Genomic DNA, 12,763 nt, shown 5'->3' with positions numbered 1-12,763 from the left:
TATTATGGGCAAGAATGTTGTGGTACTTGGTACCCAATGGGGCGACGAAGGTAAAGGTAAAATCGTCGACCTGCTCACAGATCAAGCGGCAGCGGTAGTTCGTTATCAAGGCGGACATAACGCAGGTCACACTCTTGTGGTTGGTGGTAAGAAAACGGTCTTACACCTCATTCCATCAGGTATTTTACGTGAAAACGTATTGTGCTTAATTGGTAACGGTGTTGTTCTTTCTCCTGAAGCGCTCATCAAAGAGATGGACATTCTTGAAAAAGAAGGCGTTCCTGTTAAAGAGCGTTTACGCATTTCTCCAAACTGTCCACTGATCCTTCCAAATCACATCGCACTTGACCAAGCACGTGAGAAAAAACGTGGTAATGCGAAGATTGGTACGACAGGTCGTGGTATCGGTCCTGCATACGAAGACAAAGTAGCGCGTCGCGCAGTACGTGTTGCTGACCTGGTACGTGGTGGTGAACATCTTACTGCTCAGTTAACTGAACTTCTGGACTACCATAACTTCCAGCTGACTGAATACTACGGTGTTGAAGCAGTTAAACTGGAAGACGTGCTGGCACTTTGCGACGAATGGCGTAAAGTTGTTGCGCCACTGGTTGTGGACGTGACCACTGAATTGCATAACTACCGTAAAAACGGTGACAATATCATGTTCGAAGGCGCGCAAGGTTCACTTCTTGACGTTGACCACGGTACATATCCGTATGTGACTTCTTCGAATACCACTGCTGGTGGCGTAAGCTCTGGTTCAGGTCTGGGTCCATTACACCTTGACTATGTACTGGGTATTACCAAAGCGTACACCACGCGTGTAGGTGCAGGTCCATTCCCAACTGAGTTGGTGTATGACGCTGCAAATGACACAGGTGATGCGATTGGTAAACACCTCGGTACGATTGGTAATGAATTTGGTGCGTCTACTGGCCGTCAACGTCGTTGTGGCTGGTTCGATGCTGAAATTCTACGCCGTTCAGTTGACGTAAACTCACTTTCTGGTATTTGCCTGACTAAACTTGACGTTCTTGACGGTTTGGAAGAAGTGAAAATCTGTGTGGGTTATGAAGCTGCAGATTCTGGTTGTGTCGGTTCTTCTGATGCGCTTGCATTCGAAACTTTAAAACCGATTTACGAAACTATGCCAGGCTGGTCTGAGTCAACTTTCGGTGCGAAATCACTGGATCAGTTGCCAGAAGCTGCACTGAACTATGTAAAACGTCTTGAGCAACTGATTGAATGTCCAATCGACATCATTTCAACGGGTCCAGACCGTGAAGAAACTATCGTTCTTCGCCACCCGTTTGATGCTTGATCTTCATTTGATTAAAGCTTGAATGATAAAACCCATCTCCGGATGGGTTTTTTATATCCAAAAACTATAAATTTGGCTCAAGACTAAAGTTGCATCGGTGCTGTGACAAAATGTGCTTTAACATAGCCATATATAAAGAAAGAAAAAATGAGCGAAAGGATGCAAAAAAATATATCGGCGACCATGTTTTATTCATTGTTGTTCGCCATGGGCGGGGCACCCACCATCGCTATGATGATTATTCGCGCGCAAACTCAAAATCCTGAGATTATTTATAATGCACTGGTCGGCCTGAGTGTCATTATTGCCTGTGTGCTGGTGCCTGTTATTTTATTGCAAAACGCCTATTTATTTTTTAAACGTAAAGATGAAATTCTGGAACAAAAAATAAAACCCTTAAGCCAGGTTTATCTGGGCTTGAACATTATCTGTCTGATTTATTGGTTGGCGATACAGTACTTGGCTTAAAAATTACAGAATTTATAAGAAGATGGAGTAATTAAGCGTTTAGCTCCTGTATGCTTTCACTTATAATTTTTACAATGTAAATTAAGCTTGGGCTAAGGTAGAGTTGATTATAATGAAGAATAAATTTTTATTGAGTATGGCGGCTGCCGCAGCCGTGACATTGTCGGGTTGTACCACTATTGCGGATATTGCCGGGGCTGATTCTGCGACCTTAAATGCATCTGCGACACAAAGCTATAATGCTATGGTGACTGATGCCAGAAATAAAGGTCAACTGGACACCAGTTCAGCGACCTATAAACGTATTAATACCGTATTTAACCGTTTAAAGCCGATTGCGAACCAAATGAACCAGACTGGTACAGCATTCCAGTGGCAATTGGCTGTGCTCAAGTCCGATCAGGTTAATGCCTTTGTTGCACCGGGTGGTAAAGTGGTATTTTATACCGGTATTGTGAATAAGCTGAATCTGACCGATGCTGAAATTGCAGCAATTATGGGTCATGAAATGGTACATGCCTTAGAAGAGCATTCTAAGCAGAAAATTGGTGCCCAGGCGCTCACCGACCTGGCTTTAGGCATTGGTCTGAATGCAGCTGGTGTGGGCCAGGGTGGCGCAGCAGCAGCGCAATTAGGAAGTCAGATCGGGATTGGCCTGCCATACTCGCGTAATCTGGAAAGCCGTGCTGACCAGGGTGGCTTGATGCTGATGGCACGTGCAGGTTATAACCCGAATGCAGCGATTACCTTGTGGGAAAAAATGAACAAACTCGGTGGCAGCAATGGCGCAACCTTCCTGTCTACGCATCCATCGAACAGCCAGCGTATTGGACAAATGCGTCAACAGTTACCAGCAGCCATGCAGATTTATAATCAACGCAAATAATCCAGCGATTATTCTCTAAAGGGATCTCTTGATCGGATTGAAACAGCAGGGCCATGGTCCTGCTTTTTTATTCTCCATTTTAAAATGAATATTTTGGCGGCAATAAAAAAGGCAAAGTTTTCACTTTGCCTTTTTTACACTCGATCAGAAGATCTTAGTGCTGGTGACCACCTGCACCGTGTACATGACCGTGATCTAATTCTTCTTGAGAAGCTTCACGAATCGATACAATTTCAACTTCGAAAGTCAGGTCTTGACCAGCAAGCGGGAAGTTCGCATCTACAACAACATTGTCGCCTTCAACTGCTTTAACAGTTACGATTTGCACGCCGTCATCAGTTTGAGCTTGGAACTGCATACCTGCTTGAATGTTGTCTACGCCTTGGAACATTTGCGCAGGAACTTCTTGTACGAGGTCAGGGTTATATTCGCCATAACCTTCAGCAGCAGGAACATTAACAGTGAATTTTTCACCCACAGTTTTGCCTTCTAACGCGTTTTCTAAACCTGGGATGATGTTACCTGCACCGTGCAAATAGGCAAGTGGTTCACCTTGAGATTGGTCGAGAGTTTCACCCTCTGCGTTAGTCAATGTGTAGTGGAAAGAAACCACGAGGTTATTTGCAATAGCAGTCATGTGAATTGATCCATTCAATTTTTTAAGGGTACATCATAAAGTGAAATTGCATTTTTGTAGACTAAAATTAGCAAAAAAACGCAATTTGACAATTTTATTGACGATTTTTTCATTGATTGGGCCAAATTCTGGAATTTCAATGCAATTTCAGCTTTGGAGAGATTTTTCGTGTAACTAAATCTTTTGCAGTCAAAATACCGGCATGGGCATAACCATGAATGGCCGCCTGATGAATCCGGTATAAAGAGACATACATTGTTTTGGCAACAAAGCCTTGCACATTGACCTGACCCAGCAATTCCCCCACAGCTTTATTCTGACTTAAGGAAATCAGGGAGCCCTTGTCAGAAAATTTAAACATCGGCAAATAGCTATCTCCATTGACATGGGCTTTTAAAGCATTGGCCAGAAAGCTGGCTTGCTGGCTGGCCACTTGAGCACGCGGCCCTAATACCGGTTGATCTGCCGCAGGCTGGCAATGCGCACAATCACCAAATGCAAAAATACTTGGATCAGATTTGGTTTGCAGCGTGGCATAAACTTTGAGCCGATGAATATGGTCTTTTTCCATGTCGTCGAGTTGTGCCAAGACTTCCGGTGCTTTGATCCCTGCAGCCCAGACTTTGATTTCAGCATCCAGACTGGAACCATCGGCAAAATAAATCTTGTCTTCATCGACCTTGGCCACTCGATGACTGGTCAAGACTTCAATACCGAACTGTTCTAACTGTTTCATGGTATTTGCAGCAACTTTAGGCGAGAGTGCAGTCAGAATACGATCCGCGGCTTCAATCAAGGTGATTTTGACTTTGTTGGGATCGACCTTGTTTAAGCCATATTGAAAGAAATTCTGTTTGGCTTCTACCAGCTCCGCTGCCAGTTCTACCCCAGTCGCACCGGCACCAATAATAGCAATATTCAGCTCACGGCTTGAAGTCTCATGTTGAGCATTTAAATACAGGTGCAGCAGATCCTGCTGAAAGATATCTGCCTGCTGACGGCTGTCGAGAAAATGACAGAACTGTTTGACCCCTTCGGTATTAAAGTCATTTGAGGTTGAACCTAAAGCCAGTACCAGTGTGTCATAGTCAATGCGCTGTTTTTTCTTGGATTGGGATTTTTTGGAGAAATATTCTGTTTCGACCACAATCTGTTTAGCTTCGCGATCCAGACCGGTGAATGTGCCCAAGACAAATTCATAATGATGTGTAGCTGAATGGGCAAAATAATTGGTTTCTTCTTCATGTGGATTTAAGGTGCCCGCAGCAACTTCATGCAGCAGCGGTTTCCAGATGTGCGTCAGTTTTTGATCGACCAGAATAATCTGGGCTTTACCGCTTTTACCCAAGCTCTCACCCAGCTGAGTTGCCAGTTCCAGACCACCGGCACCACCACCCACAATCACGATTTTATGTGCTGTCATATATGATTAACCTGTTTATTTTTTTAATAAAAATAAGAGAAATAGAGAGAAAATATACTATGGCATGGGCCAGATCGCGTCTTGGTTAAAATTGTTATACACATTACAAAACGTAGCAATTCTGTGAGGGCAGGTAAGTGTTGCTGCTTTGAGAAAGCAATGGGAGGGTGAGATTAATAGGCGGAAAATCTGCTAGAAGATCAGCGAGTAGATCTTCTAGCTTAAAGGGAAATTAATTGAGATTTAGCGCTATTATCTATCTAAAGGATAAAGCTTTACGCTTGGCGTATTGTCTGAAAACAAACTAAATAAGCCTTGTAGCCAGCTAAAGAATTTCTGAAACAGATTGGCTTCTTCAATTTCGACATGATCTTCAATTTGAATGGTGCGAATCAACTGATTATTCTGATAAACCTGAATGGTGGCCAAAGGCATCATGGTGGCCAAAGGCGCAATAAGTTCAGAAGCCTTCACTTCAACATTGATATGAGTCTGAGTTTCCTGAAGTGGCTCGATACTTTTTAAAACGCCATCACCAGTATTCAGCATGACACGCTGATGCGCCTGGTCAAACTGATTCAGGTCAATACTGTAGCCCTGATCATATAAAGAAGTGGTAATGATCTGCGGTTGTTTGGTTTGTACCTTAAACATTTTTAAGGTGGATTTGATCACAGGCAATTCAGCCAGTAGCTGTTGATCTTTGATCGCTACCTCATTGCGGGTATAGGTATAAGCCAGATTCATCAGCTTATGTGATACTTCAGCGCGTTTTGCTGCACTTTTAGTACCCAGCACCACCACAATCAGACGGCGATTTGGCATTTCAAAATCTGCTGTAACACGATTGGCGGTCAGCGCCAGGTTATAACCGGCCGCACGGGTAAAACCGGTTTTTAAACCATCTACGCTTGGGTCGACCTGAAGTACACGGTTGGTGGCACGGTGAAAATGCTGGTTATAAGTGAAACTTGGCTGTTTGGAATAATACAGATAATCCGGGGTTTCATTCACCACCGCCATAGAGAGTCGGGCCAAATCGGCAGCAGTCGAATAATGCTCGGGCATGGTAATGCCGGCCGGATTCTGGAAATTGCTATGCTGCATGCCCAGTGCTTTGGCTTCCTGATTCATCCGTTCAACAAACTGGGGAACACTCCCCGAGATTTTCTCAGCCAGCGTCAACGCTGCATCATTGGCAGACATGATAATCAAACCCGCCAGAAGCTGATCGACTGTAATCAGATCACCTTCTTTCAGATACATCTGTGATTCATCCCACATGACATTTTTAACCACAGATGTGGCAGTTAAAACTTCATTTTTATCTAATTTTCCGGCCTCAATTTCCTTTAAGGCAATATAAGCCACCATCATTTTGGTCAGCGAAGCCGGCGCACGTTGCACATCGGCATTGTGTTCTGCAATGACTTGACCAGACTGTGAATCCAGAATAGTCCAGGCTTCAGCTTCAACGCTTTCAGGCAGAATATTGAGTAAGGCAGCATGTGAAAATGCAGAAATAAATAAGCTGAATACCGCAATCAGTGAGATGATGTATTTCAAGGATGTTCCTTAATAACCCGTCGGGCGTTGAACGATTAAATTTTCAGGCATGCTATGCCTTTTTTATACAGATAGCTAGTCGTAAATGTAGACAAATAAGACAGCTAAACCATCTTGGCTTAAAAAATGCTAAGCTAAGCTATACCTCATTTATTTTCATTTTATATCGCCCATTATGTTGCATTATCAAATCGAATTTGACGATTATCGTCAGCACCTTATTCACGTGACTGTTCGCTTTCTGGCAGACCCGACGCAGATCTTATCATTACCGACCTGGATTCCGGGAAGTTATTTGATTCGAGAGTTTTCCAAACACATTGAGGCGGTCAAAGCTTATGATGAAGATGGACGTCAACTGCAAATCCAGAAATTTGAAAAGAACAAATGGCGTTTATTCAATACCGATCATGAGCTGATTACGGTTGAATATGATGTCTATGCCTACGACCTGTCTGTTCGTGGTGCATATGTGGATCAAAACCGTCTCTATGTCAACCCGGCCTGTGCATGCTTGGGGCTAGAAGGTCAGGAAAATAAAGAGATTGAATTAGAAATCTTCCTGCCAGATGAGTTAAAGCATTTCCAACTGGCAACCGGCATGCAATCCAAAAGTCTGGTCAAGGGCCGTTTCACCCTGAAAGCCAAAAACTATGCTGAATTGATTGATGCACCGTTTGAACTGGCAGAGCAAACCCGTTTCAGTTTTGAAGCGAATGGTATTCCGCATGAGTTTGTGGTGTCCGGCAAGCATGCGATGAATGCAGCACGTATGCAGCAGGACATTGAGAAAATCTGTAGCACAGAAATCTCCATGTTCGGTTCAGCGCCATTTGCTGACTATACTTTTATGACCATGGCAACCGGAAATAGTTATGGTGGTCTGGAACATCCAAACTCGACCAGCCTGATTTCACCGCGCGATGACTTGCCGAAGGCCAATGAGCCTGAAGAACCTTCCAAAGATTATCAGCGTTTCCTCGGCCTATGTAGCCATGAATATTTCCATTCTTGGTTGGTGAAATTTATTCGCCCTGAAAATTTTGTCAATTATGATTTGAACCGTGAAAGCTATACGTCTTTGCTGTGGATCTTTGAAGGCTTCACTTCTTATTACGATGATTTGATTTTGCTGCGTAGCGGCGTGATTAATCAGGAATCATATATTGCTTTGTTAAAAGCACAGATTGACCGTTATTTGCAAAATCCGGGGCGTGCGATTCAGTCAGTGTCTGAATCCAGTTTTGATGCCTGGGTGAAATTCTATCGTCAGGACGAAAACTCGAATAATGCGGGTACTAGCTATTACAACAAAGGCTGTTTAGTTGCTTTGTGCTTAGACTTAGGTTTGCGTTTACGCGGTTCAAGTCTGGATGCCTTGATGCGCCGTTTGTATGAAAATGCCCAGAATGGTATTCAGGTACATGAACGTACCATCTTTGAATTGTGCAAAGAGCTGACCGGTGATGATTGGTCAGAGCAGATTAATCACTTGATTAATACCACAGATGAATTGCCACTGGATCAGTTATTGCCTGAGTTTGGTATCGGTTATAACCTGAAAAATGACAAGTCATTGCCTTTCGGTTTAAAACTGGTAGATAAGCCGGAAGGTGTATTGGTTCAGTCGGCGCGTCGTGATAGTACTGCTGTAATAGTTGGCCTTTCTGCCAATGATGTGATTATTGCCGTTGATGGTTTAAAAGCAACGATGAAGTTAATGGAAAGTTATGCAAAACAGGAAGGTGTTTATACCATGCATGCTTTTCGTCGTGACGAGCTGATGAGCTTTGAAGTTCAGGCAGCTGGTTCTGAACTGACCGAAGTTGAACTGAAAATTGAAGATCAGACTAAAGCTGAAAAGTGGTTGAAAGCTTAATTAAATTTCAAACTTTAAAAACCGATGCTTAGGCATCGGTTTTTTATTGCATCAAGTTTTGAAAATTATCTGATGATCAGTCGAGACGTACCGCGGAACTCTGCCACAATTTGATCATGCTGATTTATCACCTGAATATCGTAAATTCCGCTACGGCCACTGCTGGCCCTATGTTCTGCTACAGCAGTCAATGTATCGCCAAGAACTCCTGATTTTAAATAATGAATTCCACAATGCTGACCAACAGCCGGATGTTCACCTGTATTACAGGCAATGGCAAATGCCGCATCTGCAAGCGCGAAAATCACTGCGCCGTTACAGGTCTTGTGACCCTGTAAATGTTGTTCAGTGACTTTCAGCGAAATTTTTGCGTGATTGTGACTATAAGCAACAAGGTGTGCACCAAGATGCTGGATTAATCGATCCTGATTAAACATCTGGTTGACTTGCTGATCCATTGCAAAGCTCCTTGTTTGAGATACGTTTTATTTTTAAATTCATTTAATATGAGTCATGAATAGCATTCCAGCACAAGAATAACAAGTAAAAGAATAAGGCCCAATAAGATGGGCCTTAAGTGAAAGAGCTTAGTTACCGCGATAAGTCGAATAACCATAAGAGCTCAATAACAGTGGAATATGATAATGCTCTAAAGCACCATCAATCATAAAGACCACCGGTACTTCAGGGAAGAATGTCCGCTGATTATTGGCCTTAAACCAGTCACCCGTTTTAAAGGTCACTTTATAAATACCCTTTTGCAGATTGGTATCTTTTGGATATAGCTCTTTAATACGGCCATTTTGATCTGTTTCAGCTTCATTGAGCTTGACCCATTTCTCACCTTGCTGTGCTTCCAAAGTAACTGCAATATTTGCGGAAGGTAAACCTGTTTCCTGATTCAGAACATGCACACTAAGTGGATTCTGTGCAAAGGAAAGCGTGGCTGCGGTGCTCGCAAGGGTTGCTAGCAGGATTTTTTTCATGTTGTATTCCTCAGTAGATGGATGAAGTAATATTGAATAAAAGAAACCAATAAGACTTATTTAAATAGATTAAAGCTGTTTTAAAGTGCTTTGAATGCCGCTATTGGCACATTGATGATCCTGTTCCGAACCGCCTGCACCCGCAACACCTACAGCACCTAAAATATGATTCTGGTACATAACAGGTACACCGCCGCCCAGTAACAGCAGTTCAGGCAAACTATTCAGGTTCTGTGCGTCCGGATTGTTCTGGGCATTGCGCATAAAATCCAGCGTACTGGTTTTCGTTGAATACGCGGTAAAGGCCTTGCGTTCTGCTGCGATCAGGTTGTGAATGCCGACAGATTCATGGCGTTGACTAGCCAGCAGATTACCACCCTGATCCAGAACCACGACTGCTGCGGGCTTGGCCTGTTTCTGGCAGGCCAACATGACATTGCTGGCCATAAGCTTTGCTGCTTCTAGCGACATGACTGGTGCTGTTTTTAATTCTGCATGTGCCAGTGAGCTGAGTAGTAATGAGCTGCTGAACAAGGCTAGGGTTGTTTTGGCGATTGAATTTTTCATACTTGTCATTCATGCAATTGAATACTGTTGCTATTGTAGAAAGAAATACGCCAGTGCAGCATGACAATCAGATTACCAATTTGTAATCTAGGCATAGCTAAAAACAGCTAAACTACTGACATGCATATTTTAATTGTAGAAGATGAAGTCAAGATTGCTGAATATCTGGCAAAAGGACTGAGTGAGTCAGGTTATAGCACGGCCATTGCTGAAAATGGCGTGTTGGCATTGGCCTGTTTGCAGCAACAGTCATTTGATCTGGTACTGCTGGATGTAATGCTGCCAGATCTGGACGGCTGGCAGGTGCTGAAAACCTTGCGAACTTTTAGCCAGATTCCGGTATTGATGCTCACTGCACGCGATCATGTGCTGGATCGGGTGAAAGGCCTGGAGCTTGGCGCCGATGATTATCTGACCAAACCTTTTTCCTATATTGAGTTACTGGCCCGGATCAAAAGTCTGTTGCGCCGTGTGCCGCGACTGGAGCAGGAGGCTTATCAGGTTGCAGGTCTGGTATTGAACCGCCTAAAGCATGAGGTACACCGTGACGGGCAAAAAATCGACTTAAGCCAGAAAGAATTTGCGCTGTTGCAGTTGCTGATGGAGCATCAGGGGCAGGTCATGACCCGCAGCCAGATTGCGTCCATGGTCTGGAATATCAATTTTAATACCGATACCAATGTGGTCGATGTCGCCATTCGCAGGCTGCGCAGCAAAATTGATGACCATTACACGCCAAAACTGATTCATACCGTACGGGGTATGGGTTATAAGCTTGATGAATGCCCATGAAAAATCCCATGTTATTACCGCTGGCAACACGTTTAAGTATCGCCTTTGCGCTGGTGTCCTGCGTGGTGTTCTTGAGTGTGGCGCTGCTGTCTTATCAAAATATGCAGCAGATGATTCAGACCCAGCAGGATCAGGCACTGGCTGCGCGTATTTCCCGGATTGAAGTCTTTCTGGAAGATACCCAGAGTTTCGAGCTTTTGGTGGAGCATCCTAAACTATATGAAAACATGCTGGGGCAGGAAGATAATTTGCTGCTGTTGCAGGATCAAAACAGTCATCTGATTGAAATCAACCCTTTGCAGGTTCATATTCCGGCACTGCGTTATTCTTCGGCATTACAGTTTCAGAATAACCAGAGGGAACAGCCCTCCACGCGGCTGGCTTTTAAACAGGTAGAGTTTGATGGTCGCAGCTATCAACTGGTGGCCGGCAAGCAGCTGGCAGAAGGACAAAAAACACTGGCCAGCTATTTGTCCAAACTGGTGCTATATAGTCTGCTTGGTATTCTGCTCTCGACCTTGATGGCCTGGTTGGCAGGACGCTACATCCTGAAGTCAATGCGTCAGCTGATGCTGGCCACTGCACAGGTCAATATTCAGCAGCCCAATCAGCACATCGATGTTCAGAGTAATACGCTTGAGGTTCAAGAGCTGCGTCAGGCCATGAACGATATGCTCGCTAATATTCAGGCTGCGTATCAGCAGCTGGCACGTTTTTCTGAGGATATTTCACACGAACTTCGCACCCCCTTAAACAATTTAATCGGGCAGACACAGATTCTGTTATCGCGGTCGCGCGAACCTGCTGAGCTGGAAAATCTGCTCTATTCCAACTTGGAAGAATACGAACGCCTGAGCCAGATGATTGAAAGTATGCTGTTTATCGCCCGGGTAGAACATGGCGGATATGCGATTGAAAAACAGCGTTTCAATCTAAATGACATGCTGCAAGAATTGCTTGAGTACTTCAGCTTTCTGGCCGAAGAGAAGCAGATGCATTTAAAAGTGGATGTTCCACCAGATTTAAGTCTGACAGCCAGCACCGTATTGTTACAGCGCGCAGTCGCCAATCTGATCAGCAATGCCATTACTTATGGTCAGCCTGGGAGTGAGATTATTGTGTCTGCACAGCGACTCAACCACAGGATTAAAATATCAGTGTTGACGCCAGAAGTCTGGATTGCAGAGCAGCACCATCCGCATTTATTTGAGCGTTTTTATCAGATCGATGACAGCCGGCACGAAAAAGCCCAGACGGGTGGTCTGGGCCTTGCCATTGTACAGTCGATCATGCAGCTCCATCAGGGGCAGACAACTGTAGAAAATACACCGTCTGGCGTGATCTTTAGCCTGTCCCTACCTGATGAGCAGACTGGGTTTTAACCACGACCGCGTCCGCGACCACGAGGTGCTTTGGTATTTGGACGAGTTGTACCATTGGTACGACGTTTCGGCTTTTCGCTTTCGTCCATTTGCCAGATACGTTTGGTACCTGATTTTTTCACTGAACCATCTTTGTTCTTGCGAACCATTGGCTTACCACCCGTACCACCCGGTTTTTTCACATAAGAACGTGAACGGTATGGCTCTTCAGCAGGAACATTCTGGAAATCTGGATAAAGTAAAGGTTCAATTTCTTTGGTTTCACCCGGTTTAATATCCATACGTACAAGGTCAATATCACCAATTTTAGTACGGATTAAACGCAGTGTAGGGAAGCCCACCGCAGAGGTCATACGACGAACCTGACGGTTACGGCCTTCACAAATTGAAATCTCAACCCAAGACGTTGGGACAGATGCACGGAAACGTACAGGAGGATTACGCTCCCATAACCATTCCGGTTCAGATACTTTTTCAGCTTTGGCTGGAAGGGTCATGCCATCTTTAAGTTCCACACCTTTACGAAGCTGCTCAAGTGCTTCTTCGGTGACATCACCATCAACCTGCACCATATAGGTTTTAAACTTTTTATTGGCAGGATTGGTGATGTACTGGTTCAGACCACCGTGATCTGTTAAAAAAACCAGACCTTCTGAGTCCATGTCCAGACGACCAGCAAGACGTAAATCTTTGTCGTCGATGAAATCAGCCATGGTTTGGTGTTTTTCATCTGGGCGGAATTGGGAGAGGACGTCATAGGGTTTGTTTAAAATGACGATTTTCATAGGAAATAACTTCTATAATTACATAAACTTAAAAAATGTAGAGGCTTATTTTAAAGGGAAATTTGGTT

General features: G+C 44.1%; 13 protein-coding genes. 6 read left to right on the top strand and 7 right to left on the bottom strand.

What is annotated here, in order from left to right; translation table 11 throughout:
- Nucleotides 1-4 precede the first annotated feature (4 nt).
- From GVV58_RS04010 to GVV58_RS04000, 3 genes are all read left to right on the top strand, one after another.
- Nucleotides 5-1,324, top strand: a complete 1,320-nt coding sequence (locus GVV58_RS04010) for an adenylosuccinate synthase (protein WP_004278963.1) — start codon at nt 5-7, stop codon at nt 1,322-1,324.
- A 159-nt stretch (nt 1,325-1,483) separates the two neighbouring features.
- Nucleotides 1,484-1,792, top strand: a complete 309-nt coding sequence (locus tag GVV58_RS04005) for a hypothetical protein (protein WP_074383295.1) — start codon at nt 1,484-1,486, stop codon at nt 1,790-1,792.
- A 112-nt stretch (nt 1,793-1,904) separates the two neighbouring features.
- Nucleotides 1,905-2,678: a M48 family metallopeptidase gene (locus GVV58_RS04000; protein ID WP_159516047.1), complete on the top strand. Its 774-nt coding sequence runs from the start codon at nt 1,905-1,907 to the stop codon at nt 2,676-2,678.
- Between the two features lie 154 nt (nt 2,679-2,832).
- Here the strand turns inward: GVV58_RS04000 and slyD are convergent, their stop codons facing one another.
- From slyD to GVV58_RS03985, 3 genes are all read right to left on the bottom strand, one after another.
- Complete coding sequence (slyD, locus tag GVV58_RS03995) at nt 2,833-3,315, bottom strand: peptidylprolyl isomerase (RefSeq protein ID WP_005097432.1); 483 nt, start codon at nt 3,313-3,315, stop codon at nt 2,833-2,835.
- Nucleotides 3,316-3,451: 136 nt separating this feature from the next.
- Entirely contained in the window at nt 3,452-4,738 is a 1,287-nt protein-coding gene (locus tag GVV58_RS03990) for an NAD(P)/FAD-dependent oxidoreductase (RefSeq protein WP_159516046.1), read from the bottom strand.
- 252 nt (nt 4,739-4,990) lie between these two features.
- Complete coding sequence (locus GVV58_RS03985; RefSeq protein WP_159516045.1) at nt 4,991-6,304, bottom strand: D-alanyl-D-alanine carboxypeptidase PBP6B; 1,314 nt, start codon at nt 6,302-6,304, stop codon at nt 4,991-4,993.
- 175 nt (nt 6,305-6,479) lie between these two features.
- Between GVV58_RS03985 and GVV58_RS03980 the strand changes: the two genes are divergently transcribed.
- On the top strand, nt 6,480-8,183 hold the full coding sequence (locus GVV58_RS03980; protein WP_159516044.1) for a M61 family peptidase: 1,704 nt from the start codon (nt 6,480-6,482) through the stop codon (nt 8,181-8,183).
- A gap of 65 nt (nt 8,184-8,248) precedes the next feature.
- Here GVV58_RS03980 and paaI read toward each other — a convergent pair whose 3' ends face one another.
- The 3 genes from paaI to GVV58_RS03965 form a co-directional block, all read right to left on the bottom strand.
- Complete coding sequence (gene paaI, locus GVV58_RS03975; RefSeq protein ID WP_074383292.1) at nt 8,249-8,641, bottom strand: hydroxyphenylacetyl-CoA thioesterase PaaI; 393 nt, start codon at nt 8,639-8,641, stop codon at nt 8,249-8,251.
- A 129-nt stretch (nt 8,642-8,770) separates the two neighbouring features.
- The gene (uraH, locus tag GVV58_RS03970; protein ID WP_100355846.1) at nt 8,771-9,169 is read right to left on the bottom strand and encodes a hydroxyisourate hydrolase; all 399 of its coding nucleotides are present in this window, start codon (nt 9,167-9,169) and stop codon (nt 8,771-8,773) included.
- Between the two features lie 69 nt (nt 9,170-9,238).
- Entirely contained in the window at nt 9,239-9,736 is a 498-nt protein-coding gene (locus GVV58_RS03965) for a heme-binding protein (protein ID WP_100355845.1), read from the bottom strand.
- A gap of 120 nt (nt 9,737-9,856) precedes the next feature.
- On the opposite strand from GVV58_RS03965, the gene GVV58_RS03960 reads away from it, so the two are divergent.
- Both GVV58_RS03960 and GVV58_RS03955 read left to right on the top strand, forming a co-directional pair.
- The gene (locus GVV58_RS03960; protein ID WP_159516043.1) at nt 9,857-10,528 is read left to right on the top strand and encodes a heavy metal response regulator transcription factor; all 672 of its coding nucleotides are present in this window, start codon (nt 9,857-9,859) and stop codon (nt 10,526-10,528) included.
- Nucleotides 10,525-11,910: a heavy metal sensor histidine kinase gene (locus GVV58_RS03955; protein WP_159516042.1), complete on the top strand. Its 1,386-nt coding sequence runs from the start codon at nt 10,525-10,527 to the stop codon at nt 11,908-11,910. The genes GVV58_RS03960 and GVV58_RS03955 overlap by 4 nt, the downstream gene beginning before the upstream one ends.
- Here GVV58_RS03955 and GVV58_RS03950 read toward each other — a convergent pair.
- Nucleotides 11,907-12,695, bottom strand: a complete 789-nt coding sequence (locus GVV58_RS03950) for an rRNA large subunit pseudouridine synthase E (protein WP_005170277.1) — start codon at nt 12,693-12,695, stop codon at nt 11,907-11,909. The genes GVV58_RS03955 and GVV58_RS03950 overlap by 4 nt on opposite strands.
- Nucleotides 12,696-12,763 lie beyond the last annotated feature (68 nt).

Origin of the sequence: Acinetobacter sp. 18QD2AZ41W (genome assembly GCF_009829025.1) — a bacterium.
Taxonomy (GTDB): domain Bacteria; phylum Pseudomonadota; class Gammaproteobacteria; order Pseudomonadales; family Moraxellaceae; genus Acinetobacter; species Acinetobacter pseudolwoffii.
This window is presented reverse-complemented; position numbering and strand designations above follow the sequence as displayed.

What these genes read in the sequence shown, in the direction of transcription:
- GVV58_RS04010 (WP_004278963.1), top strand. Translation starts at nt 5, where the DNA reads ATGGGCAAGAATGTTGTGGTACTTGGTACCCAATGGGGCGACGAAGGT.
- GVV58_RS04005 (WP_074383295.1), top strand. Translation starts at nt 1,484, where the DNA reads ATGCAAAAAAATATATCGGCGACCATGTTTTATTCATTGTTGTTCGCC.
- GVV58_RS04000 (WP_159516047.1), top strand. Translation starts at nt 1,905, where the DNA reads ATGAAGAATAAATTTTTATTGAGTATGGCGGCTGCCGCAGCCGTGACA.
- slyD (WP_005097432.1), bottom strand. Translation starts at nt 3,315, where the DNA reads ATGACTGCTATTGCAAATAACCTCGTGGTTTCTTTCCACTACACATTG.
- GVV58_RS03990 (WP_159516046.1), bottom strand. Translation starts at nt 4,738, where the DNA reads ATGACAGCACATAAAATCGTGATTGTGGGTGGTGGTGCCGGTGGTCTG.
- GVV58_RS03980 (WP_159516044.1), top strand. Translation starts at nt 6,480, where the DNA reads ATGTTGCATTATCAAATCGAATTTGACGATTATCGTCAGCACCTTATT.
- paaI (WP_074383292.1), bottom strand. Translation starts at nt 8,641, where the DNA reads ATGGATCAGCAAGTCAACCAGATGTTTAATCAGGATCGATTAATCCAG.
- uraH (WP_100355846.1), bottom strand. Translation starts at nt 9,169, where the DNA reads ATGAAAAAAATCCTGCTAGCAACCCTTGCGAGCACCGCAGCCACGCTT.
- GVV58_RS03965 (WP_100355845.1), bottom strand. Translation starts at nt 9,736, where the DNA reads ATGAAAAATTCAATCGCCAAAACAACCCTAGCCTTGTTCAGCAGCTCA.
- GVV58_RS03960 (WP_159516043.1), top strand. Translation starts at nt 9,857, where the DNA reads ATGCATATTTTAATTGTAGAAGATGAAGTCAAGATTGCTGAATATCTG.
- GVV58_RS03955 (WP_159516042.1), top strand. Translation starts at nt 10,525, where the DNA reads ATGAAAAATCCCATGTTATTACCGCTGGCAACACGTTTAAGTATCGCC.
- GVV58_RS03950 (WP_005170277.1), bottom strand. Translation starts at nt 12,695, where the DNA reads ATGAAAATCGTCATTTTAAACAAACCCTATGACGTCCTCTCCCAATTC.